General features: G+C 56.6%; 17 protein-coding genes and 1 tRNA gene. 6 read left to right on the forward strand and 12 right to left on the reverse strand.

Translation table 11 applies throughout. From position 1 onward, the window contains the following. Positions 1-25: 25 nt before the first annotated feature. Positions 26-3,724 (reverse strand): LAGLIDADG family homing endonuclease, encoded by a 3,699-nt coding sequence (locus RB620_RS06130; protein WP_308092750.1) that lies wholly within the window; start codon positions 3,722-3,724, stop codon positions 26-28. A gap of 176 nt (positions 3,725-3,900) precedes the next feature. On the opposite strand from RB620_RS06130, the gene RB620_RS06135 reads away from it, so the two are divergent. From RB620_RS06135 to RB620_RS06145, 3 genes are all read left to right on the forward strand, one after another. Continuing rightward, entirely contained in the window at positions 3,901-5,733 is a 1,833-nt protein-coding gene (locus tag RB620_RS06135; RefSeq protein ID WP_308092751.1) for a DEAD/DEAH box helicase, read from the forward strand. Beyond that, complete coding sequence (locus tag RB620_RS06140; protein WP_308092752.1) at positions 5,730-6,680, forward strand: YqhG family protein; 951 nt, start codon at positions 5,730-5,732, stop codon at positions 6,678-6,680. The genes RB620_RS06135 and RB620_RS06140 overlap by 4 nt, the downstream gene beginning before the upstream one ends. 124 nt (positions 6,681-6,804) lie before the next feature. Next, complete coding sequence (locus RB620_RS06145; protein ID WP_308092754.1) at positions 6,805-7,722, forward strand: hypothetical protein; 918 nt, start codon at positions 6,805-6,807, stop codon at positions 7,720-7,722. Between the two features lie 13 nt (positions 7,723-7,735). Here the strand turns inward: RB620_RS06145 and RB620_RS06150 are convergent, their stop codons facing one another. After that, on the reverse strand, positions 7,736-7,930 hold the full coding sequence (locus tag RB620_RS06150; RefSeq protein WP_308092756.1) for a YqzE family protein: 195 nt from the start codon (positions 7,928-7,930) through the stop codon (positions 7,736-7,738). 186 nt (positions 7,931-8,116) lie between these two features. Here RB620_RS06150 and RB620_RS06155 point away from each other — a divergent pair, with 186 nt between their 5' ends. Continuing rightward, a complete protein-coding gene (locus RB620_RS06155; RefSeq protein ID WP_308092758.1) occupies positions 8,117-8,851 on the forward strand; it encodes an N-acetylmuramoyl-L-alanine amidase in 735 nt (244 codons plus the stop codon). On the opposite strand, the gene RB620_RS06160 is transcribed toward RB620_RS06155, so the two are convergent. Then, positions 8,816-9,682, reverse strand: a complete 867-nt coding sequence (locus RB620_RS06160) for a divergent polysaccharide deacetylase family protein (RefSeq protein WP_308092760.1) — start codon at positions 9,680-9,682, stop codon at positions 8,816-8,818. The genes RB620_RS06155 and RB620_RS06160 overlap by 36 nt on opposite strands. Before the next feature lie 195 nt (positions 9,683-9,877). On the opposite strand from RB620_RS06160, the gene RB620_RS06165 reads away from it, so the two are divergent. Continuing rightward, a tRNA-Leu gene (locus RB620_RS06165) sits at positions 9,878-9,961 on the forward strand. Between the two features lie 68 nt (positions 9,962-10,029). On the opposite strand, the gene RB620_RS06170 is transcribed toward RB620_RS06165, so the two are convergent. The 8 genes from RB620_RS06170 to RB620_RS06205 all read right to left on the reverse strand — a co-directional run bounded on the left by RB620_RS06170 (position 10,030) and on the right by RB620_RS06205 (position 19,820). Beyond that, positions 10,030-10,896 carry an NAD-dependent epimerase/dehydratase family protein gene (locus RB620_RS06170; protein ID WP_308092762.1) on the reverse strand — a complete coding sequence of 289 codons (867 nt, stop codon included), beginning with the start codon at positions 10,894-10,896 and terminating at the stop codon, positions 10,030-10,032. 18 nt (positions 10,897-10,914) lie between these two features. Beyond that, entirely contained in the window at positions 10,915-12,138 is a 1,224-nt protein-coding gene (locus RB620_RS06175; protein ID WP_308092763.1) for an enolase C-terminal domain-like protein, read from the reverse strand. Between the two features lie 105 nt (positions 12,139-12,243). Then, the gene (locus RB620_RS06180) at positions 12,244-12,933 is read right to left on the reverse strand and encodes a glycoside hydrolase family 99 protein (RefSeq protein ID WP_308092765.1); all 690 of its coding nucleotides are present in this window, start codon (positions 12,931-12,933) and stop codon (positions 12,244-12,246) included. After that, entirely contained in the window at positions 12,819-13,976 is a 1,158-nt protein-coding gene (locus RB620_RS06185; protein ID WP_308092766.1) for a carbohydrate-binding protein, read from the reverse strand. Before RB620_RS06185 ends, RB620_RS06180 begins: the two co-directional genes overlap by 115 nt. Positions 13,977-14,120: 144 nt before the next feature. Next, positions 14,121-15,671, reverse strand: a complete 1,551-nt coding sequence (locus RB620_RS06190) for an extracellular solute-binding protein (protein WP_308092768.1) — start codon at positions 15,669-15,671, stop codon at positions 14,121-14,123. A gap of 64 nt (positions 15,672-15,735) precedes the next feature. Beyond that, positions 15,736-16,629: a carbohydrate ABC transporter permease gene (locus RB620_RS06195; protein ID WP_308092770.1), complete on the reverse strand. Its 894-nt coding sequence runs from the start codon at positions 16,627-16,629 to the stop codon at positions 15,736-15,738. A gap of 254 nt (positions 16,630-16,883) precedes the next feature. Then, positions 16,884-17,810, reverse strand: coding sequence for an ABC transporter permease (locus RB620_RS06200; protein WP_308092772.1), 927 nt, complete (start codon positions 17,808-17,810; stop codon positions 16,884-16,886). A 183-nt stretch (positions 17,811-17,993) separates the two neighbouring features. After that, positions 17,994-19,820: a sensor histidine kinase gene (locus RB620_RS06205; protein ID WP_308092773.1), complete on the reverse strand. Its 1,827-nt coding sequence runs from the start codon at positions 19,818-19,820 to the stop codon at positions 17,994-17,996. Between the two features lie 190 nt (positions 19,821-20,010). On the opposite strand from RB620_RS06205, the gene RB620_RS06210 reads away from it, so the two are divergent. Continuing rightward, positions 20,011-22,773, forward strand: a complete 2,763-nt coding sequence (locus RB620_RS06210) for an alpha-mannosidase (RefSeq protein WP_308092775.1) — start codon at positions 20,011-20,013, stop codon at positions 22,771-22,773. A gap of 123 nt (positions 22,774-22,896) precedes the next feature. Here RB620_RS06210 and RB620_RS06215 read toward each other — a convergent pair whose 3' ends face one another. Beyond that, positions 22,897-24,537, reverse strand: a complete 1,641-nt coding sequence (locus RB620_RS06215; RefSeq protein ID WP_308092777.1) for a response regulator transcription factor — start codon at positions 24,535-24,537, stop codon at positions 22,897-22,899. Positions 24,538-24,777 lie beyond the last annotated feature (240 nt).

Consider the following 24,777-nt stretch of genomic DNA (forward strand, 5'->3'; position numbering starts at 1 on the left):
CGTCATTGCTGGATCTGATCAGTTGTTAATTGCATTTGCTGAATCCGCAAATCCTGCACTGCTTGCAGCCTTCCAAATTGACGAGCGCCGCGGAGCCGCAGGAAGGACACAGATCCGCATGGGCTTCCGATTCATGCTCCCGATCCGAATGCTCTGCGACTTCCTTCAAGGCTTCATAGGCCCGTTCGACGACGACCTGTTGGCTGGCGAGGTTTGCCTCGTCTTCCACCCCATGCAGCTCCAGCGCCTTCGCCACCGCGTCTGCGATGGATTCCACCCGATGGACGCCGAACCCGATCGCGCCCGTGCCGCCGATCCCCTTCAAATGTTTGACGAGCAGCCGCACTTTGTTGCCGTGATCGCCGTAACGGAGGAACAGCGAACAAACGCGGCCAAGAGCTTCCGCCATGGCGAATACATCGGAACCCGCTTTGCCGACATTCAAGAAGATTTCCGCGGGCGAACCGTTCAAGTCATTGATCGTGATGTAAGCCATGCCGAACGGCGTGTTGATTTTGTAGGTCGCTCCTCTTAGCACCTGCGGGCGGCGTTTATATTGTTTGTCCACCGTCAGCGAAATCGGCTGATCGGCGGATGCGCCCACGATTGCCGAATCGGCTTCCTCGGCATTCTCCTCCAGGATCGACGAACCGCCGCGATCCTCTACTTTCTTCTCCGGTACGCCGGCTGATAGCACCTGCACGTCCCTGCTTCCGTCACGGTAGATCGTCACGCCTTTGCAGCCAAGTTCATAGGCAAGCTCGTATAGCCGTTTGGTCTCTTCGACCGTAAAGTCCGCGGGGCAGTTGGCCGTTTTGGAGATCGAGCTGTCGACCCAGCGCTGGATGGCGGCTTGCGTCCGGATATGATTTTCCGCCGAGAGCTCCATCGCCGTCACGTAATAATCCGGCAGCGCCTGGCCTGGGTTCGCGTCGAGCCACTCTTGCGCGATCGGCACCAGCTGCTTATCGTAGCCGAGCCTGCTTTGACGGTAATAATCGAAGGCGAAATAAGGTTCGATTCCCGTCGACGTGCCAACCATCGTGCCCGTGCTTCCCGTCGGCGCCTGCGTGAGAACCGTGACGTTGCGCATCCCTTGACGCCTGATCGCCTCGCCAACTTCCGGATAAGCAGCGGTCAGTTCTTTCATAAATCCGCTTTGCAAATACGGCTCCGTTTCGAATGCGGGGAACGCGCCTTTCTCGGCCGCGAGCTGCGCCGATGACAAGTATGCCTCCTTCGCCATGAATCCGAACAGCCGATCGAGGAAGCCGACCGACTCCTCGCCGCCGTAACGGATGCCGAGCTTGATCATCAGCTCCGCAAGCCCCATCGTGCCGAGTCCGATCCGGCGCTCGCGCTTCTGGTTCCGTTCGTTTTCTTCGAAGTGGTACGGCGTTTTGTCGATGACGTTATCCAAAAACCGTACGGCCCAGCGGGTAACTTTGCCAAGCTCCTCCCAATCCACGTCGTTCCGCTGCGCGTCATAGAATCTCGAAAGATTAACCGCCGACAGATTGCAAACGCCCCATCCGGGCAAGCCTTGTTCGCCGCAATTATGGACCACCATTCCATTCGCGATCAATGAATTCGATACCGGCTCGTGAATATCGTATACCAAGCTTTCTTCCTCGGATTCCGTAAGTTCAATTACCTTTGACTTAAACTTTTCGTTCTTCCTAGAAGGACGAGAAATTCGCTCCAACGCTTCTTGTTTCCTGCGAATGAACTTAAACCCGATTTCATTATTAAATACGACTATGTTATTTCCGCTGAGGATCAGCTCATAAAATGGAGAGCTTTTGTATTCTCTTTCCACCCCCTCAATGGTCGTGTATGAGAACTTGGTTTGATTGCGTTTGACACGTAAATAGATAGGAGCGTGAATGCCATAATTAAGCAGCAGCAGTTGGACATCCTGAAGCAATGCTTTGGAAGCAGAGGTTAAACGAACCGTACGGTGCATTTCATCATTCTCGTATACGGTCCCGTCTGAACTGAACAAGGCTTGCAGAAATGGAGTCACTGTCTGTTTGGAAGATCTAAATATACATTCGGGAACGGTTTTGAATGGTGCGTTTACTGCTTTTACGCCTAAGGAAATCAACTTCTCTCGAAAAGCTTTCCTCCACCAAAACAACTGAAAAGTACCATTTTGCCGTTCATACAGTTTAGCTTCCGCACCGCTTAGCCTTTTGCCGGCTTCGATCATTTTCGGAATAATTTCCGAATCGTCTTCACCGAAAACCATTCCTACATCGCCTCGCTTGGAGAGCCATCCATCGCCGATCAGCCAACCTAAAAACATACCCCAAGTTTCTCCTAAGTCGTCTGATTCCGCGAATAACCCTTCACCTGATTGAATGCAGACTTCGTCATTCCGTTCAAGATCCTTTGCTTCCTTCCACCCTGCAGTCGTATAAAAACGATGATTCGGAGTAACCTGCAATTCCATCCCGTTCTTTAATCCGACTTTAATCGTTTTTTTGGAACCGCTGAAGATGGCGATCCCTTCCCGAATCGAAGTTCCCGTCGAAGGATAGGATCTTCCGTTCACGACTTTGGCCTGCTCCATGATTCGATTATCCGTGATTAAATCAAACGATGTCCCCTTTGTTAGTTGGTACAACTCCGAAATTTTAATTAATCCGAACTCGGACGTAATTCTTGTGTCTGGATGGAAACAAGGGTTTGTGCTCGTAATCGGATTAAAATACCAACTGTTCGACAACTTATTGTATCGCTCCATGAACACGACGCCCGGCTCGGCCGATCGCCAGGCCGATTCGATGATGGCATGCCAAATTTCGCGCGCCGGCAGCTTCCGGTACGTGACGACCCGCTTGCCGAGTCCACGCCATTTTTCCAGATCGCCGCCCCATAACTCGTCGTAGCCCACTTCCTTCGTATCCGGGAATACAAGCTCCCAGTCCGCGTCTCGTTTCACCGCGTCCATGAAGGCGTCGCTAACGCAGACGGACAAATTCGCGTTCGTCACTTCGCTCATCGACTGCTTCACCGTAATGAACTCCATGAGGTCGGGATGCCAGTCGTTCAGCATGATCATTAAAGCGCCCCTGCGGCTTCCACCCTGCTCAATCAGCCCCGTCGTGTAGCTGAACAAGCCACCCCACGAGACGGCGCCGCTGGAAGAGCCGTTCACGCCGGCGACAATCGCGCGCCGGGGACGAAGCGTTGATAAATTCATGCCGACGCCACCGCCCCTGGCCATAATTTCCGTCATATCGGAGAGCGTCTTCATAATGCCGCCCCTGCTGTCCTTCGGCGAGGGCACCACGTAGCAATTAAATAAAGTCAACTCGTCGCTCGCTCCCGCGCCCGCCATGATCCTGCCGCCGGGTACAAGCTTCCAGTCGTCAAGCATGGCGCGGAACCGCCTTTCCCACTCGACTCGCTTCGCGGGAAGCGTCTCTGCTGAAGCGATCGATTCCGCCAGCCGGTCCCACATTTCTTCGGGCGTCCGCTCGACCGGAAGAACCAGCTTATCCACCGTCGTCATGGCAATCTCGCCGCTGCCGCGCAGCTTTACCCGCACGGCCTCCCTATCCCGGCCGACTACTTCTCCGACCTCCTTGGCCGGAAACTTGGGATCGTCCTTGACGAGCACGAGTACCGTGTCGCCGACCTTGCACGCCCTGCCATCGGGATGTTTCCTCGCATACCGATCCAGAAATATTTTCTCGCTCAGTCCTTCCAAACGCATGCCGATTCACTCCTCGTCCTATGATATTGGAGTATACATCAATATATAGTGTGTATTCATATTATACCACACTATATATGGTAATTCACTTCATTTTCCAGCTACTCTTATTATTATGAATCAACAAGGCAATACTAATGACAACTTAACCCTTTTTTTGTTGGAAGGAGCTTCTTATGACCGATCAATTATCGTCAGCGGCGAAGACGCCCGCTTCCGCAAGCGGCGATGCCGCGGCAACGCGCAGACTCCATCCGCTGGTCGATCTGCATTTCGACCGTTCCTGGTTCGACGAGCTTCAGAACCGTTTGTCGCGAGGCGGACCGTGGGACGACTGGACCTTATATCAATTAGCTATGGAAGCCGAGCAGGCGAGGCGCGTCGAAAGCTTCGAAGAATTGCAATGCCTTCGCACCTTGCCGGACTTCGAGCCGCTCCCCCATCAGATCGGCACGGCAGGCAAAGTGCTGCACGAGATGGGCGGACGTGCCATACTCGCCGACGAGGTCGGGCTTGGCAAGACGATCGAAGCCGGTCTCGTGCTCAAAGAATACATGGTGCGCGGGCTGGTCAAGCGGGCTCTTATCCTAGTACCCGCTTCCCTTGTTCTGCAATGGGTTCGAGAGCTCAACCAGAAATTCGGCATTTCCGCCGTCGCGCAGAAGAGAGAGCATACATGGGGCTACGACGTCGTCGTCGCATCGATCGACACGGCGAAGCGCGATCCGCACCGGGAACGAGTGCTGGGAACCGATTACGACTTAATCATCATCGACGAAGCCCATAAGCTCAAAAACAAAAAAACGACGAACTATCAGTTCGCCAACCTGCTTCGCAAAAAATATTGCCTTCTGCTTACGGCCACGCCGATCCAGAATGATCTGGACGAGCTGTACAATCTCATCACGCTGCTTAAACCGGGCCAGCTCGGCGGCCAAAGCGAATTCGCGGCGAACTTCGTCGTCGATAAGCGGCTGCCCAAAAACGAGGATCAGCTTCAGGAAGCCCTCTCCAGCGTCATGATCCGAAACCGGCGAGGCGACGGCGGCATCCACTTTACGAAGCGGTTCGTCAAGAACATTCCGCTCTCGTTGTCGGCAGATGAGAAGGCGCTCTACGACGCCGTTACCGGCTTCGTCAAGGAGCGGTACGACGAAAGCGGAGGCGATCTGACGAGCATGCTCTCCCTCGTAACGCTTCAACGGGAAGTATGCAGCAGCCGCGACGCCGTATTCCTGACGCTGGTCAATTTGTTCAAGAAGACGGCGGAAGACTCGCCTATGCGTCCGAAGATCTGGGAGCTGGTCGATAAAATAAAGAGCATCAAAGCGAATACGAAGGCGGAGAAAACGATGGAGCTCGTGAAGGAGATGGACGAGAAGGTAATCATCTTCACGGAATACCGGGCGACGCAAGAATATTTGCTTCAATTTTTCCGCGCGAACGACATGATCGCGGTGCCCTACCGCGGCGGCATGAACCGCGGCAAAAAGGATTGGATGATGGATCTTTTCCGCGGTCGGGCGCAGGTCATGATCGCGACGGAAGCCGGGGGCGAAGGCATCAACCTGCAGTTTTGCCACAATATGATCAACTTCGACCTACCATGGAACCCGATGCGCGTCGAGCAGCGGATTGGCCGCGTCCACCGTCTTGGACAGACCGAGGATGTCCGGATATACAACTTATGCACGCTCGGCACCATCGAGGAGCATATCGTCAATCTTCTTCATGAGAAAATCAATATGTTCGAGCTCGTGATCGGCGAGCTGGATCATATTCTGGAGAAGCTGGACGGCGGCGAATCGATCGAACAACGTCTTGCCAAAGCGCTCCTCGAAGCAGGAGACGAGCAGGAGCTGAAGCGCCAGCTCGACCAATTGGGCAGCTCGCTGAATCAAATCCGCTCCGAAGCGAAATCGGGAGACGGGATTGCCTCCCTTGCCAAAGGTCCGGATCTGCTTGTGAAAATGGACCGGCTGGGCACGACCGTGGAGGTGAAGCCGTGAACGAGAAACAGATTCATAAATTCGTCGGACGTTTTTTGGACGCGACGGGCTGCTCCATCCTGGAGAAATCGAATGCGCACTTCACGGTGAAGCTTTCGCCGGAGGCGGACCGTGAGCTGACGAACCGTCCCTATTATTGGAGCTTCGTCGATCGGGTCGGCACGGATCCGGAAACGATGACGTTTTTGTTCGTTACCGACAAGCCGCGATACGAGGCAATGATGGCGAAGCCCGCTGCGCCATCTTCGGACGTATCTGGCGAAGACCAGCAAGCATCGGCCGCCGATGCCGCGCTGGCCAGATCGTTTGGTTTCGTGAACACCAGTCTGGCGGCTCCCGCACGCATTCCGCGCGAAGATCTTTATTTCGGATCTCGCAAGCTCGATCAGCTGTTCGGGGCCACCAAAAATAAAGGGAGCCTCGTCTATCTGTTCCAAGAACCGGATAAGCGAAGCGGCAATCCGTACAGCTCGACGCCGTATACGGCATGGCTTGGCGTCAATATGCGGGTAGAGCTCACCTGCGACCGGAAACGCGAAGAAATTCACAGCTTCGGCGTCTCTCTCGTCACGGGTCATTGCATGGAAGGATTCCATGACAGGCTGCAAGCGACGAAGCTGACGCCGAGGCTTCCCGCGAACATTCATCTGGCGAAAAACGGCATTTCGTACAATAAGGCTCTATCGATTATCGAGCAAGCGCTGGAACGCAAGCTCAAAGCGTACGATTACGGATGGGCCGAAGGCGCTTCTGCGAGGCTGCAAGAGGAACTGACGCGAATGAACTCGTATTACGAGCCGCTGCTGGAGCATGCGATACCGGAGAACAAAGCCGCGATTGGCGAGCAGTTCACCCAGCGTCAGGCCGAGCTCAAGTGGCAATACGAGCCGCGCGTGACGGCATCCGCCATTAACTGCGGCATTTTCCACCTGGAAGGCATCGATTAAAGAACAACTGACGGGAATCGCTCCATTGCGGCAAAAGAAGCGGTTCCCGTTCCTATATTATGCGACAGGTTGCAACAGTCTTCTTGAGGCTTGTCCGTTACAATGAACATCAGAGGTGATGACGATGCAAAAAAGCTGGAAAATAGCGACGGCTGCCGGCATTCTCGCGGTCATGATCAGTCTCTCGAACGGCGCCGACGCAAAAGTATTCTCCGCCGCCACTATTGGGCTGCCGCAATCAACCGAACAATCGGTAACGCTTAAGGAACAAGCGCGACTATGGGCAGAAGAGCTTTCGAACGCGCAAGACTCTATCTTCCTGAACTGGAAAGGAGCCTGGATCAGCACGGCGCCGCTCGGACCCGGCACGCATAGCTGGATCGTGTTGTTCAAACAAAATCAAACGATAGTGGGATATATGATCGTTCATTCGAAGGAAAACGGAGAATATATGCTGGGGGAATACGGCACCGGCGAATACCCGCCTTTTAGTACGCAATCGCTGAAGATCGCCTTGTCTAAGCTCGGTCTAAACCAAACGTCGATGAAGGCAAGGCGCGTCTACGTCCATCCGCTTCAAGCCGCATGGCAGCTTACATCCGGACAAGTCGATGAAGTCCATTATACGGACGCTTATTCGGGAGAAGAGCTTCCCGTTGACAGCGCCGGCTGGGACGAGCTCGCCGGACAAGCCGAGAAAGCAACAAAGCATGGGCTGACGAATACCCATGCTTCCATCCGTTCGTCGGCAAGCATGACTTCCTTCGACCCTTACGGAAGAATGCCATGGCTAACGAAACGTCCTTATTCGATTACATCGGGCTCATTCGACTTCATTCGGGATGCCGTCCGCCAAAAACAAGAAATCCGTTATGTGAGCGAAACGTTCCAAGGCCGCATGTTATACGTCTGGTCGATCGCAGGATATACCGAGTGGTCGAGCGGCGAACAGTTCATCGCGATCGATACGGACGAAGATTCCGCCAACCGCCGTTACGTGCCTGCAACCTTGCTTCGGTCGCTCGGGCAATTTTATCTCTAATTGTTGAATTTACCTATCTTTGACGTCCCGAGCGGCCCCGCCACCAGATCATCAAGCTGATCGGGCCCCAACCGAACCAACGCGTCAGCCAGGGTTCTCTTGCCGCTCTGGCTGATGTTTTCGCCTGCTTGCGCGTCTCGGCCGGCGTCTCCATATACGTCACGAGCTGCTGCGTCATGAATTTTACCAGATCGTTGCCTCCAGCCATTTCGTTACCTCCCCTTCATTAGATCGTCTTGGTTTCAGCATGCCCCGATCCTGACCGCGATAGTCATGTATGACTTTCCCTCCGAAAAGCCACGCTAACGGAAGTTCGATATAATGTTCCCCATTCGCATTCGCGTTTGCTTCGACTACGACTTCGACTTTGGCAAGCAGGAGGCTGTTCAACCACATGATTCGAACCTTATTGTCGATAATCGTATTGATTTTCATGTTCCAAGCAAGCCTGGCTTCCGCTTCCGGCGCGCAGAAGGAGGATAACGGCGATCAAGGCTCGGTCAATTGGCAAAATAACGGCGACCCTCGCGACCGTTGGGCGCTGCCATGGGCGACGGTCATCATCGACGTTGGCCACGGCGGCATCGACGGCGGCGCGTCGCATGGCGATTTGCTCGAGAAGGACATTAATCTGGCCATTGCAGGCAAGCTGTATTTGCTGTTGCGCAGCAAAGGCATTCCCGCGGTTATGAACCGGACTGGCGATTACGCTTTAAGCGACGATAACCGATGGCATCAAACAAAATCCAGGCATCGACGGGATTTGTCGCAGCGCAAAGGATTAACGGAGGAGATCGGCAGCGAGCTTTTGGTCAGCCTGCATGTCAACTGGGCCCGCAACAGCGTGAAGCGCGGACCGCTCGTGCTGCACCAGAGCTCGGGTGAGAGCGCCCTGCTGGCCTTCTGCTTGCAGGATGCTTTAAATCGCCAACAGCAGACCCGGTCGCTTCCTCGCGAAGGACAGCCGTTTTATTTGCTAAGAAGGGTCGAGCAGCCTTCAGTGATCGTGGAGATGGGCTTCATCAGCAACGAAGAAGACCGCTCCATGCTAACCGATTCGCGCCGACAGCTCGAGATCGCCCAAGCGATCGCTTCAGGAATTTGGCAATACAAGTGGGTCGCCCATTGAAGCACGCACCAAGTCGGATAACTTCACGATCGTAGCGAGCGATTGCATGGAAGGAATGGACTGCTGCAAGACCGATGCGGTTTTCAGTCCCGGCGGGCCCACATGGCCGATCGTTATGGTATGGTCGTCGGTTTCCATATGTTTGCGCAGGACGCCGACTTGCTTGGAAATATGTTCGACGGTATATACATCGTCCAGGAAAACGTCATTCTCCAGAACCGGCACGCCCAGCTCCGTCGCGACCTTGGAGACAACCGAACGATAAGCCGTTTTGCTGTCGAGGAAAAATAAACGATGTTCCTTGCAAACGGTCAGGACGATTCTCATGATATGTTCGTTCGTCGTTATTTTGGAGCCCATGTGATTGTTCATGCCGATGGCATGCGGGACATCCGCGATGGCGTCCTCCACCCGTTTCCGGATTTCCGCATCGCTAAGGTCGGAGGTGATCGCGCCTGGCCCAAGCCAGCTTTTTTTGCCGTGATTCGGTTCCATCGGCATATGAATCAGAACGTCATGACCCAGCCGGTACGCGGCTTCGGCATCTTGCTTGGTCGTTGGCATAAACGGCATGACGGCAGCCGCGAATTTAACCGGCAGCTTCAGCATCTCTTCCGTCCCCGTCATGTTATTGCCGAAATCGTCGATGACGATCGTAACCGTGCGCGCTTCGGCTGCGGTTTTCTCTTGGCCCTCCCCTTGGGCAAATGCTTGTCCATTGTCCGCCAAAACCGATATCGCGCTAATGAATAAGGCGCAAGCAATCGTTATGCGTGCCCGCATTGTCCATCGCGTTTGTTGTTTTGTCTGATCGACCTGCTGCTTCCTCATGGCTGGGTGCCTCCCTTGAATTGTCGCTAGCGTTACCTCCAATTACCTTTCCACGATTTGGCTGGATTTATGTACCATCAGATAAGCGCGCAATTGATCGGAAAATGATGGAATAGGCTGAAAATTTAAACTTCACGAATCGGATTGACTTCACCTTAACAGGCATGTTACGATAAGTATCGTCACTTAAGACATGCGGTCGTGGCGGAATTGGCAGACGCGCTAGATTCAGGTTCTAGTGGTGTAACAGCCGTGGAGGTTCGAGTCCTCTCGACCGCATTACCTCAAACATGAACAAGCTCTTCGAACGTCCTAGGACGATCGAAGAGCTTTTTTAAATGCCAACCTTATGATTGCAGATGCTCCTCCGCTCTCGCCGTTCCCGTTTCCTTCCACGAATGGAGAGGCTGCCAGCCGAGAACTTCCTTCGCCAGACGATTGCTGACGATTGCTTCATTTCCCCGGAACAACCGCCGCAAATCTTGCACGTCGGGATAAAACGTCGCGATGAGCTTCGGCGTCTCCCAATCGCTCAGCGTGTCGTCGCTTGTCACGTTCAGACTGATCGCTCCCCGGTCTTCGACGCGAAGCGCGGCCAAGCAAGCACTAACGGCATCCCGGATATCGACGTAGCTCCACATGATGTGCTTGAACCGCTCCGGTTCGCCGATCGGCAGACGCTCGTACTCCTCAGGCGCCGTAATCATCGAGAATCGGAGCGAAATCGCCTGCATGCCGCAACGCCGGTCGAACATCGCCGCGATTTCCTCTCCCACGATTTTGGACAGGCCGTAACATTCCTGCGGCTGCTGGGGATGGTCCTCGTCGACAGGCAGGTAATCCGGCGAGAACCGGGACGGCGCCCATGCGAAGCCATACGACGATTCGCTGGATCCCAGGACGGCCTTGCGAATGCCCAGCACCGACGCCGCCTCCAGCAAATGGTACGTCGACATGACATTGTTGGCGAAGATGACAGGATACGGATGGCCGAGCGGAGCCGGAATCGCCGCCAAATGGATGACCGCGTCCGCTCCGTGAAGCGCCGATACGACCTGCCCGAAATCGTTCAAATCGACCTTGATCTGCCTGCACCTCAGTTCGGGCGAACGCTGCTGATCCAAAACGACGACCTCATACCCTTCCTTCTGTAGCTCCTTGACGACGCGCGTGCCCAGCTTGCCGCTGCCGCCCGTTACCGCTACCGTTTTCATGCTGCTTCCACTCCTCCCTTAAGGACGAACAAGCGTGCCATCCGCCTTGCGATCCAGTTTGTACGGATTAAAATAGACCGAACGTTTCCAGTCGCCGCCGACCAGTTCCAACGCCTTCAGCTCGTCCAGCTCGATGCCGAGCCCCGGTTTATCCGACGGGTACAAATAGCCGCCTCTTCGAACGATATGCCCTTCGAACGCTTCCAATTCCTCCGGGCGAAAATGATTGATTTCCTGAATACCGAAATTCCAGATCGCCATATCCAGATGAACCGCGGCCGCCTGGTTGACGGGATCGTTCTCGCCGCCTTCCTGCCAGGCGGTGCGAATGCCGAACGCTTCCGCCAGCGCGGCGATTTTGCGGCAGGCGCTGATGCCTCCCGCTTTGGACACCCGGACGCGGATGAAATCGATCAGCCGCTCCTGGATAAGCGGCGTCCACTCCTGCGGATTCGCGAACAGCTCGCCCACCGCCTGCGGCGTGGCGCTTTGCGTCCTCAGCTGCCTATACCAGCCGAGCTGCTCCGGCGCGATCGCGTCCTCCAGGTAGAACAAATCGTACGGCTCCACCCGTTTCGACAGCTGGATCGCTCCGATCGGCGACACATGCTCGTGCACGTCGTGCGTGAACTGGACGCCAAATCCGAATTCCTCGCGAAGCTGCTCGAACATGGCGGGAATCGCCTGCAGGTAGGCATGCTCGTCGAACACGGATCCCGATGCCCAGGACGGCGACGGCACATTCGCTTTGCCCAGCTCGACGAAGCCGCCGCCGCCGTAGCCGCCGAGCTGCGCCCTGATCACGGTGTAGCCTTCCTCCTTGAACCGGTAAACGTCCTCCTTCAATTCGGCGATGTCCCGGCCGCCCGCATGTCCGTAACACGGAACGGCGGCACGGCAAGCACCTCCGAGCAGCTGATAGACCGGTAGGCCGGCTTCCTTGCCTTTAATGTCCCAAAGCGCCATGTCGATGCCGCCGATCGCCGTCTGCAGCAAGGCGCCGTTCCGCCAATAGCCGCTCATGTACATCGTCTGCCACAAGTCCTCGATATTCGCCGCGTCCCGCCCGATGATCACGGGAGCTAGCAGCTGTTCGACGATCATGACGACGGCTTCGGGATTGTAGATGTCGGACGCGGAACCGATCCCGTATAATCCGTCTTGGTCGGTCGTAACCTTCACGATCGTCCACGTACCGTTTTTTCGTGTCCGGATACATTCGACGGACATTATTTTCGCCATGTGACGCACCTTCCTTCGCGCAAGAGTCCCCTCTAGTGTAGAAGAATCGCAGGCCGAACCCTATGGGGCAATCCGAAACTTTCTATCCCGTTATTGGCGAGTCCGTTATTGATGGCTCGTCGGATGATTCGCCGTCAACGCGATCTCGTTCCTGAACATCCGGGCGATATCACCCGTCAGACGAAGATAGAAGTCCGACGAGACGGCGACCCCGTCCGCGTCGAGCGTCAGGAAATACTGGTTCGTCGGAATTTCCGAGCTGTTCCTCGCCGCTTTGGCGATGGCCGTCGCTTCGTCGTATTCGTCGAACATTGCGACGTAGCCGGTCGAGATGCCGACACTTTTCATATTGTACGCTTGCCGCCACATGAAATCGCCGTGCAGGCGGGGAATTTCGTTGATCGGGCCATTGTGCAGGTTTTTCCACGAGAAGCCCGGCCAGATGACCGGCTGGTACGCGATGCCGTATTGCTGGGTAAACGCATAATCCGGCTGATAGTGATTCGTCTTGTAGTGGTCGGCCCCCGCCAGCTGGCTGAAGCGGCCCACAAACCACGGCGACAGCATGTCGAGCGACTTATAGACGTCAAGGAAGCCGGGCTTTGAATCTTCTATGCCGTTCCGCCAATGAGTCGGCACGCCTCCAATGACGTAATACCCTTGATTTTTGAACCAAGCGATCAGATCCGCCGCCTCCGCCGCCGTTCCGGGACGATCATTAAAGCCGATGCCCCAAATGCTGATGACCGGCTTGCCGTTCTGTTTCGCGTACGCGAACGACGAGGGCAGCGCCATGGCTCCCAACACCTGGTTCGTGAAGTCGGTCTTGACCGCCTGTACCCAGTTGGACGGATCCATCCCCGTAATATCATACATGACGTAAAACTTGCGGTCGTTCGCTTCCGCCGCGTTTTTCGCTTTGACCGCCACGCTGTCCCGGTTCGACTTCCAATTGTTCGGCGCGTTGTTCGCATCCGCGCCGAACCGCTGAAGCGCCGCGCGTAGATGCCGTACGTCTTCATCCACTCGAAGTGCTTGCTCACCGTCGACTGGTCGTAGGACGAGAACAGCTTGGCCGGCTGGCCGTTGCCGAGATTGCCGAGTCCCGTCTGATACGACTGCGAGTACTCGCTCATGTCCGGATACATTTCGAAGTTGACGTTGCCGGTCGGCGCCGGAGCGCTGCCGTTCTTGGACCAGTGCGTCCAGTTGTTCAGCGGGGAGCTATCCCCTACAGCGGTGAACCAGCCTTGGTAACCCGCGATGATTTTGCCGAAGACGTCGCCGCCCGCGGGATCGTTCGAGAATTGATACCAATGGACGTTAAACAAATTGCCTACGCCTCCCGTAAATTTCAAATAGAGGGTATGCACGCCCGAGATTGTGGAGATGGCGCAAGTTTTCGTGATCCAGCTCTGCCAGCCGCCCGTCGGCGGCACGACGCACGTGCCCGCAAGCGTGCCGTTCGCGCTGCCCGTCCGAATCTCGATCTTGCCCCCGGTCGTGTTGCTTGCCACGCGCAGCTTGACCGACGTCGCCCCGCTGCCGAAGTCGACGTTCGTAAACGCGATGTGATCGCCGTTGTCGATGAACGCGACGTTTTGTCCCCCTTCGCTCGAAGGCTCAAGCTGAATGCCGGATTGGGAGCTGTAAGAGGATGCGGCCGTCTGAACGAAAGCGGAAGCCGCGTGGGCGACTTCGGGGCTTGCGTACAGCTGGGTGCCAAGCAGAGCAACCATAACAATTCCTGCCAATAGTCTGATCTTGTTCACGATTCGAATCTCCTCCCGAATGTCGTTCGAGCAGGTTTCTTCCCTTCCTCCCATCCAACCGGACATTACTGACTCTCTCTCTTGCGATCGCAATCCGTCGCTTACTAGATTCGCGCCCCACCTCCTTTCGTGCAATCGAACCTTCCCGAGGCGTCCAGGCATACGACAGCCCGGCCCCTCGTGGGACCGGGCTGTTTGTAACCCTGTCGGCTATTCCTTGGCTGCCAGATAGGCGTCGATCTGCTTCTGTGTTTCCGCAAGGATGACGTCCAGCCCGTTCTTCTTCTGCGTCGCGATGTAGTCCGCCACCGCCTGGTCCACGTCCTTCACGAGCCCGAACTCGATCGGCCGTCCGATCTCGTCGCTCGCTTGGTCGCGCTTCGCGATCTCGTTCTTCATCTCGTCCTCGGCGATGAACAAGCCGTCGATCGGCGAGTTGACGTTGTTCGGCTGGCTGGCGAATTCCGCCTCCTTCACCCAGAAATCTTGTCCGTACGTCATCGTCGGACGCATGAATTGCGGCTTCCAGAACGCCCATTGGCCGCCCCATTCCATGTAGTTGGAGGTCGTCGTCGACATGCCTTCCGGATACTCCGCGCCTTCGCCGTTCAACACGTACGTCTTGCCTTCGATGCCGTATTGCAGCAGGTCGTACAGCGTGCGGTCCGTCTCGACCATGTCGAGGAAGCGGAGCACGCGGTCCGGATGCTCGGAGTTGCGGTTGATCGCGACCACGTTGGCGAGCGCAGTACGGTTCACGAATTTTTTATCCGGGTACAGCAGTGACATCTCTTGCTTGTAGGACGGATCGGCGAATCCCGGATTGGCGTTGGCCCATTCGTGGGACGTGACCGTGAACAACGTTTTGCCGTTGCGCCATTGCGCGGCACCGTCTTCCTTGTCGATCATCGCATCGCGGTTGATCAGATTGTCGTCGTACCAGACCTTCGCGAGCTTCGCGGCCTCCAGGAAAAACGGCTGCTGCTCGACCGGCTGCACTTTGATCTCCGGATCGTTCAGGTAGAAACCTAAGCCATGGAAGTTGAGATCTACCCATTCGTCGCGAATATAGTACATCGACAATGGCGACGTGCGGCTCAGCTTCTCGTTCGGATAAGCTTTCTTGAGCTCCCGGAGCAGGTTGTCGATGTCTTCGATCGTCTTGATGGAATCCGGCGCGATGTCGATTCCCGCTTTCTCCGCGAGATCGGCTCGCCAGCCGGCGAACTTCCGCTCGTTCATCTTCATCGTCCAAGGCAGGCCGACGATCTGGCCGTTTACGGTCGCCGCTTGCAGCGTGCCTTGCTCCTCATATTTTTTGTACAGGTTCGGCGCGTGTTGCGGCAGCAGATCGTTCAGCGCCATGTAGGAGCCTTTTGCCGCCATTTGCTTATACGACAGCCAATCGCCGTCGAAGTTCATGTCCCAATTGTCGCCGGAAGCGGCCATGACGAGCATCTTGTCCTTGAAGTCGCCGAACGGGATGAAGTTGATGTCGAACTTGACGTTCAGCCCCTTCGCCTTGACGTATTTGCTGATCTCGTTCCATACCTCGTCCGTCGCCGCTTTTTTGTCCCCGCCGAAATAAAACTTCAGCGTCACTTCTTCTTCCGTGCTGCCGGACGTGGCTCCCGGCTCTGCCCCGTTCTGGTCGTCGTTGCCCGCGCTGTTGCCGTTCCCGCCGGAGCTGCAAGCCGCCATCAAAAGCGTGAGCAGCAGGATGACGGAAAGCAGCAATGGCAGTTTGCGTCTAGTGTGCATGTTGACCTCTCCCCTGTTCGAATAAATTTATACTATACGGCCGAAGCCGGAATAGCCAGTCCTACTAGCCTTTGACGGCACCGACCATCAGTCCCTTGACGAAAAACCGTTGAACGAACGGATACAGGAAAATAATGGGCCCTATCGTCACGACGGTCAGCGCCATCTTGATCGATTCCGACGGGATTTGCGCCGAGATGCGCTGCATGGCCGCCGCGTTGCTGGAGCTCTTCAGAAACTCCACGTTGGAGACGAGCGTCCTCAGCAGCAGCTGGAGCGGCTGCAGCTCTTGCTTGTCGACGAACATGAGGCCGAGGAACCAATCGTTCCAGTAGCTCAAGGCGACGAACAAACCGACGGTGGCGAGCACCGGAAGCGACAACGGCAGAATGAGTTGGTAGAAGATCCGGAATTCGCCCGCTCCGTCCATTTTGGCCGACTCGTGCAAATCCTCAGGTATCGAAAGCATGAAATTGCGGATCAGGAACATGTTGAAGGCGTTGGCGAGCATCGGCAGAATAAGCGCCCATAACGTGTCCTTCAAATCAAGGTAGCGGACGCAGATGATGTACCATGGAACGAGGCCGCCGTTGAACAACATCGTGATGATGACGTAGATCGAAAAGATGTTGCGGTATTTGAACGAGCGCCTCGCCATGACGTATGCGCCCATACTGGTCACGAAGAGCGACAAGACGGTGCCGGCTGCCGTCACCAGAATGCTGATGCCGTACGCGTCGAAGATCCGGTTCGAGCCAAGCAGCAGGATGCGGTACGAATCGAAGGTGATCGTCTTCGGCAATAACGCATAGCCATGATCCATGATGTCCTTCTCCGTGCTGAGTGAGCCCGAGATGACCATGACGAACGGAAGCAGGCACGAGACGCTGAACAATGCGATGGCGATCAGGATGACGAGCTGGCCGATGGACGTTTTGCGAGCCGTGGCTGTAGACATGATGTTTTTCCTCCTTTTTCGTTAAGGTTTAACTAAAATAAAAGTTCAAAAAGTTCGGTTTTCAGCACCGAGAAGATTGAAAGAAGCTAGAAATTGAGGAGCGGAGCGTAGTGTAAGCTACGTGAGCACCTGAAATGTTTCCGTAGGAAACATACTTCGAAAGCATTCGCTTAATTTCGGCTGAATTCAATATTCGATGTCGAGTAAGCTCCCTGAAGTACTTCGTGATCAAAAGCGGACTTTTTGAACTACATCTAGAAGATGGCGGAATCTTTGTCGATTTTGCGGGCCATGTAATTGCTGCCGATGACGAGCACGAACGCGATGACAGATTGCAGGAAGCCGGCCGCCGAAGCCATGCCGATGTCGCCGGATTTGCGCAGGCTGCGGTACACGAACGTATCGATGACGTCCGTCGTCGGGAACAGCAGCGATGCGTCGCCCACCATCGCGTAGAACATGCCGAAGTCCGCGTTCATGATGCGTCCGACGGCCAGAAGCGTCAGAATGATGATCGTCGGCTTCAGCATCGGGATGCTGATGTACCGGATTTGCTGCCACCGGCTCGCGCCGTCGATGGACGCGGCTTCATAATACGAGTTGTCGATCGACGTTAGCGCCGCCAGGTAGATGATCGTGCCGTACCCCGTCACCTTCCACCTTATGGCGATCGTCAGAATGAGCGGCCAAAGCCCCGCTTCGCTGTAGAAGTCGATCGGCTGCATGCCGATCGTCTCCAGCAGCCGGTTGATCGCGCCGCTCTCGTAGTTCATCAGATTGTAGGCGAACACGCCGACGACGATCCACGAGATGAAGAACGGCAGGAACGTCAGCGACTGGGTGACCCGTTTGAAATATTTGCTCCGGATCTCGTTCAGCATGAGCGCGAGCCCGACCTCGAACACGAGGCCGACGGCGATGAACAGCGCGTTCAGCAGAATGGTGTTGCGGATGGCGCGGTACGCCACGTCGGACGAAAACAGGTAATCGAAGTTGCTGAGCAGCGGGTCCATCCAATCGCTTCCGAAGATGCCCTCCTGAAAGTCGAAATCCTTGAACGCGATAACCAGACCGGCAAGCGGCAAGTAGTTGAATAAGAAGAGCAGCGTCGCCACGGGCAAAAACATGAGCAGCAACGTGCGGTTGCGAAGCAGTTCGCGCAAAACGCCATGTCGTTTCATCTCGATGACCCTCTCCCGAATGTGATGTCTTCATCGTACAAGATCGGGGCGACCGGCAGCCATGAGCGAATCTTATCCTTTGTGGGGCAAGTTTGGCTTGCGGAGACGATAAGGAAAAATACGCCCGGTTTTTCTCCGAAAACGCAAAAAAACCGTCCTCTTCGGACGGTTGATTCGCTGCGGTTAGTCGTTTTCGTTTTTTCCTCCGAACAACATCGTTCCCTCCGGCTCCCTGCTCTCACCATCCTGCAGGACCGGATGGCGCAGCGTGATAGTCGTCCCGATCTCGGGTCCCGTCGCGATCGACAGCTTACAAGCTTCGCCGAAATACAGCTTCAGCCGGTCGTTCACGTTGCGAAGGCCTACGCCTCCTCTCGAGGCGGTCACGCGTTCGTCCTCGGGACTTTCCAGCTTCGCCAGCACCTCCTCCGGTATCCCCTTGCCGTTGTCGGCGATGTCGATGACGATATCCTCGCCTTCCCGTCTGGCGGCGATCATTATTTTGCCCCGCTCGAAATCCCCCCTGACGCTGTGCTGGATCGCGTTCTCGACCAGCGGCTGCAGGAGCAGGCGGAGGAACGGCATATCCATGATCGCCGGATCGACGGCATACAGCATCCGGATCGGCTTGCCCATGCGCGCCTGCTCGATCGACACGTACGCCTTCACCTGCTCGATCTCGCGGCGGAGCGTCGTAATTTCTTTTCCCTGGTTCAGACTGAGCCTAAGCAGGTTGCCGAGCGCCGACACCATCTCGCTAATGTCGCTTCGCCCGTGATTTTCGGCTTTCCACCGGATCGACTCCAGCGTGTTGTACAGGAAATGCGGATTGATCTGGTGGCTGAGCACCTGGAACTCCAGCGCCTTCTTCCGCCTCTCGGACAACGAAGCGTCCGCGATCAGCTTCTCGATCCGCTTCACCAGGCTGCCAACCCCGCGGTACAGCCAGCCGACCTCGTCGTTGCGCTGCGACCACGGCACAAGATAGTGCAGATTGTCCGATTCCAGCCGCCGCATGATGCGGACTAGATGCGCGATCGGCTGCGTGAAGCGCGCCGTGATATAGAACAATACCCCGATGCAGCACATCGCGTAAATAATGATGAAAATGACCAGCATGCGGTTGATTTCCTTTATCGTGCCCGCCAGCTCCCGGAGCGGCGTCAAGCTGACGATCGACCAGGGTCGGCCCGGCATGCTTACGTAATCGGCCAAATATTCGATACCGCCGATCGTCACGGAGCTGGAGCCTTGTGTTCCGCCGCGCATCGCTTCGATCAGCGATTCGGACGGCAGCGGCTGCCCCGTCCACTCGTTGGCGGCGGAATCGTAATGGACCACGCCTTGTTTGTTGACAAGCAGCAGCTTCTGGTCCCGCAGCTCCTCCGACGACGCGAAATAACGGCTCAAGTAATCCTCCGTCAGCTCCGTCACGAGGAGTCCCCTCACGCCTTGGTCGTACAGTCCCGTGAACCGCTTGACGTAGGCGAGCAGCGGCTTCGAATATTCGCCCCGCTTCGGCATCCACAGATACCAATTGGGACTGACCGTGACGCTGGAGCGCTGATACCAGTCCTGGTTCACGATGTACGCCGATTCGCCGATCGTGTTCATGTATTCCGGATACTTGTGCGGCTTGATCGGAATGACCCGGGTTCGGAAGGCGTCGATTGACGGCGCTTTTTGGCTAAGCAAGGTAAGCATGTTCACGACGAAATCCTGCTCCTCCCCCGCATTCGCGGGTTCGGCGTCAAGCAGATCCTGCAGCTGCTTGTTTCCGATCAGGTCGTTGACCTGATCGTTAAGCGCGTCGAGGTACATCTCGAAGCTTTTTCGCGTCTGGAGCAGGTAGCTCATGGTCATTTTCGTATTCGTGCTCGAGATGCCCTCGATCGATTTGATATGGGCGTAATACGCGAACAGCAAGAACGGCACCATGATGATGATGAAAAAAATCAGAATGACCCGGTTGCGAAACGACGTGGCGAGCCGAAAGCTTAATCGGTTCAAGACGCGCCCCCCTTTTCCTCTATATGAAGTACAAGTTCGAAGCCCCGCTCGCGAGGGCAAGGCGCGCCTTTGGCGGCCCGGCCAATCCCGGACCCGAAAGTTTGCGATCGCCTCATTGTCCGCCGCTCCCCGCTTCCCTACACTTAAAGCCGTAGTGACCCTATTTCGAAACAGAAACGAGGATATGCCCATGACCGCAACGAGCAAAACCGTACACGTCATCTCCCACACCCACTGGGACCGGGAATGGTACATGCCGTACGAAGCGCATCACGTCAAGCTGATCGAGACGATGGATACGCTGCTGGACACGTTCGAAGCGGATCCCGATTTCCGCAGCTTTTACCTGGACGGCCAAACGATTGTCGTCGACGATTATTTGCAAATTTACCCCGAGAAACGCGAGCGGATTCAGCGCCTGTGCGACGAAGGCAAGCTGTTCCTCGGACCTTGGTACATTCTCCAGGACGAATTTCTGACCAGCGGCGAAGCCAACGTTCGCAACCTGCAGATCGGCCACCGCGAAGCGGCGGCTTTCGGCCGGATCTCGAAGCTGGGTTACTTCCCGGATTCGTTCGGCAACATGGGCCAAGCGGCCCAGCTGCTCCGCCAAGCCGGCATCGGCACCGCCGTCTTCGGCCGCGGGGTCAAGGCGACCGGCTTCAACAATCGCGTCGAGGACTCGTCGGGCTTGACCTCGCCGTATTCGGAGTTGATCTGGCAGTCTCCCGACGGATCGGCCGTGCTCGGCATCCTGTTCGCCAATTGGTACAACAACGGCATGGAAATTCCGACGGATCCCGAGCGGGCAAAAGCGTACTGGGACGTCCGACTGAAGCGCGCCGAGCAATACGCCTCCACCTCGCATCTTCTGTTCATGAACGGCTGCGACCATCAGCCCGTGCAGACGAATCTGTCCGAAGCGCTTCGGGTCGCGAGGGAGCTCTATCCAGAGTATACGTTCGTCCATTCCAGCTTCGAGGAGTATCTTGAAGCGTTGCGGCCCGAGCTGCCGGCCGACCTGAGCGTAACCGCGGGCGAACTGAGAGGACAGCGCACCGACGGCTGGTACACGCTGGTGAATACGGCTTCGGCGAGAGTCTACGTCAAACAGATGAACGCGCGCAACCAGACGCTGCTGGAACGAATAGCCGAGCCGCTGGCGGCCATCGCCCACTCGTTAGGCAAGCCGTATCCGCATGCCCAGCTGCAATACGCGTGGAAGACGCTCATGCAGAACCATCCGCATGACAGTATCTGCGGCTGCAGCGTCGACGAAGTGTACCACGAGATGGCCACCCGCTTCGCCAAAAGCATGGAAGTGGCGAAGGCCGTCGCCGCGGAGTCCGCTTCGTACATCGCCTCCGGCATCGACACAAGCGCGTTCGCGTCATTCGGGGACGGCGCGGCGCCGTTCGCCGCGTTCAACACGAGCGGCTACGAAGGTTCGTCCGTCGTTACGGTCGAAGTCGAGTGGTCCCGCCGATATTTCGATCAAAGCGAGAACCCTGCCGCCGTCATGAAGGAAGTGCGGGATCGCACGCTGCCTGGCGGATATCTGGTTAACGCACGCGGCGAGCGGATCGACTGCGAAGCCGTCGACCTCGGCGTCCGATTCGGCTACGACCTGCCCAAGGATCGTTTCCGTCAGCCTTATATGGCAAGAGCCGTTCGGTTGACGTTCGAAACGGAAGCGCTGCCGGCCATGGGGTACGCCTCGTATGCTTGGATTTCCGGCGCAGTCGGCGAACCGCCGGAAGCGGCGCCCGGCCATGGCGCGGACGGAAGCCTCGTGATCGGCGACCGCGCGCTGGACAACGGACGCTTGCGGGTGACCGTCGGCGAAGACGGGCGGTTCAGCCTGCTCGATCATCGGACCGGCCAACAATACGACAATCTGGGCGAATACGAGGACGTCGGCGATATCGGCAATGAATACATCTTCAAACAGCCGGAAGGCGACACGCCTTATTCAACGGCTTGGCGAAGCGCCGACATTCGCGTCGTCCTGGATACGCCGTTTCAAGCGGCCATCGAAATCTCGAACGAGCTGCTCGTGCCGGCGAGCGCGGACGAGCGGCTCGCGGAGGAAGTCGCCGCGATGATCGAATTCCGCCAGCGCAAAGCCAAGCGGTCTGAGAAGTTCGTCCCACTCCGGATCGTGACCCGCGTCAGCTTGGATCGTTCCGGCCTTGGCGTTCAGGTGCGCGCGCGGATCGACAACCGATCCAAAGATCATCGTCTGCGCGTGCTGCTCCCGACGGGAGTGAACAGTGAGGTCCATTATGCCGACTCCGTGTTCGAAGTGGCCGAACGTGCGAACCAGCCGGAGGCGGAATGGCAAAACCCGAGCAACTGCCAGCATATGTCGGCGTTCGTGGGCGTCCACGCCGAGGGCCGCGGATTGACGGTCGCGACCAAAGGGCTGAACGAATACGAGGTGCTGCAGGACGGGCGCAACACGATCGCGGTGACGCTGCTTCGGTCCGTCGGCGAGCTGGGCGATTGGGGGGTATTCCCGACACCGGAAGCGCAGTGCCTCGGGGAACAAGAAGCGGAATGGATGATTATCCCGCATGCCGGGCTTGAAGACCGGACGGAAGCCTATCGGGAAGCTTACCGGTACACCGTTCCGGCAACCGCGGCGGGGACGGGCGTTCACGGCGGCACGCTGCCGGGTGAAGCCGACTTCCTGCCTTGGAGCGGCGAAGGACTTGCGTTCTCCAACCTGAAAGTCGCCGAAGCGACTGGCGACCGGGTCGCCAGGTGGTACAATCTGACAGGCGAACCCGTGACGCTTGCCGTACATCCCGACGCGGCTGCTGTTCTTTACAAGAGCGACATTTTGGAATCCGCCGGCGGCGAGAAAGCAAGCGGCGTCCTTCCGGTCTGCGGCTGCGAGATCGTCACGCTCGGGCTTAAGGGCGGCAACGTTTGGAGCCGTTCCCTGTAACGGTTGTATTGGGGCTGTCCTCGAAAGTCATGGCCGATGGCTGTCGAGGCTGCCTTTCCTTTTTCGCGATCGGTTGAGACGGTCGTCCGCCCCTTCTTCCGCTCGTTTTCTGCGCCACACCGCTTATGCATCCGCCTCGTCCGCGATGCCCCGCTGCCTGCGATACTCCTTCGGCGTGCAGCCTACCTGCTTCTTGAACAGCTTCGAGAAATGAACGGGATCCTTGTAGCCGACCTCGTATGACACCTGGTACACCTTGTATTTGATATCGCCGAGCATTTCCTTCGCTTTCTCGATCCGAATATCCGTCAAATACTCCAGAAACGTCTTCTGTTTCTCCTTTTTGAACAGCTTGCTGAGCCACACCGGCGTCACGTGCACGGCCGATGCCACGCTCTGAAGCGATAAAGCTTCGGCATAATCCCGGCGCAGGATCCGCTCGGCTTCGACGACGATTTGGCTTGGACCCGCCGCTTGCTTCCGGTAATCCTCAGCCAGGCTGAGCAAAAATCGCTCCGCTTGCACGCGAAGCGACTGCAGCGTATCGTATTGCTCCAGCTGCTCCCACACTGCGATCGGATTGCTTCCCCAGCCTTTGCTTTGCACCCCCGCCGCGGCGGCTTTGCGGTATATATCGAACAGCCACTCGAAGATGCGCTGCTGAATGTCCCGGAGCTGCCCCAGCTTCCATGTTTTGACCATTTCGACAAAACGGTCCATAGCTGCTTCAATGTCCGCGTCGGAGCCGTATTTCATCAGGTCCATCACCTCGTCGGGGTTCGACAAGGCGAGATCCGTCTCCTCATGCTCTTGATACAGCCCATGTTCGGTAAACAGCCGATTGCCGCCGTAGACGGCCTTCTGCTCCAAAAATTCGGACGCTTCGCCGAACGCGTCGTGAAGCTTCTCCAGCGTGCAGGGCGTCGTGCGCAGCCCGACGCTTGCCTTTACTTTGACGTAGTCGTTGACGCGCTGGATGCACAGCTGCGCGACGCCGCGCCCGAGCTCGGCTTGTCCGGGCTTCGAACAGGCCAGCATCGCGATCCAACGGTCGCTGCGGTCCATGCAAAGCGCGAACGGAGCGGGATATTCCTCCTCCAGCGTCTGATTCATGACGTTGCCGATGCCGAACAGGACGAGCTCCTTTTCCTTGGGGCTCCGTTTTTCGATCGCCTTCAGATCGTCGGCTTCCATCATCATGAGCAGCATCGGACGTTCCGCCATCCAATCGAGCTGCAGCGATTGCAGCCGGTGACGGCGCCTCGATTCGCGGTACGGATCGAACGGCTGCGTCAGCATCTCGCGGAGCAGCTCCTCCCTCATCTTTGGGATGGCGAACTGGAGCTGGCTTTTCATCAGCTTTTCGTTATGTTCATCCTGCTTCTTCTTCAGAATCCGATCCATCGACTTGCGGACGATCGCCTCCAGCTCCTCGAGATTGACGGGCTTCAGCACATAATCCATCACGCCGATCTGCATCGCTTGCTTCACCAGCTCGAAGTCGTCATAGCCGCTTACCACCACCGATTCGGGCGCGTAATCCTCCACAAGCGCAAGCGCTCTCAGAAACTCCAATCCCGACATCCGGTTCATTTTGATATCGGTAACGATCAGCTCCGGCCGTTTGTCGAGCGCAAGCATCAGCGCCGAATCTCCGTCGTCGGCCGCCAGCACCTCCTCTACCCCGAAGCTATCCCATGGAAAGCGGTTGCGCAATCCTTCGCGAATTTCGTATTCGTCGTCCGCTATCAGCACGCGAAGCATATGTTCACCTTCCTTATCCGTTGTCTATCCGAGCAAGCGATCGTCTCGTACTCCCATACTACTCGATGCGGTTTCGAATTGGACGGGGGCAATCTTAAACTTTATGGGGCAGAATTGATTAGCCGATGCATCGTGCCTTGCGAGGATTAACCATGCAATATCCCATTCGCATGCCCCCTATCGCTTGTATGTATAACTTCATACTACCATCCCGATCGTCGCGAATGAAAGCGGCCGCTC

Origin of the sequence: Paenibacillus sp. LHD-117 (assembly GCF_030929555.1) — a bacterium.
Classification (GTDB): Bacteria; Bacillota; Bacilli; order Paenibacillales; family Paenibacillaceae; genus Pristimantibacillus.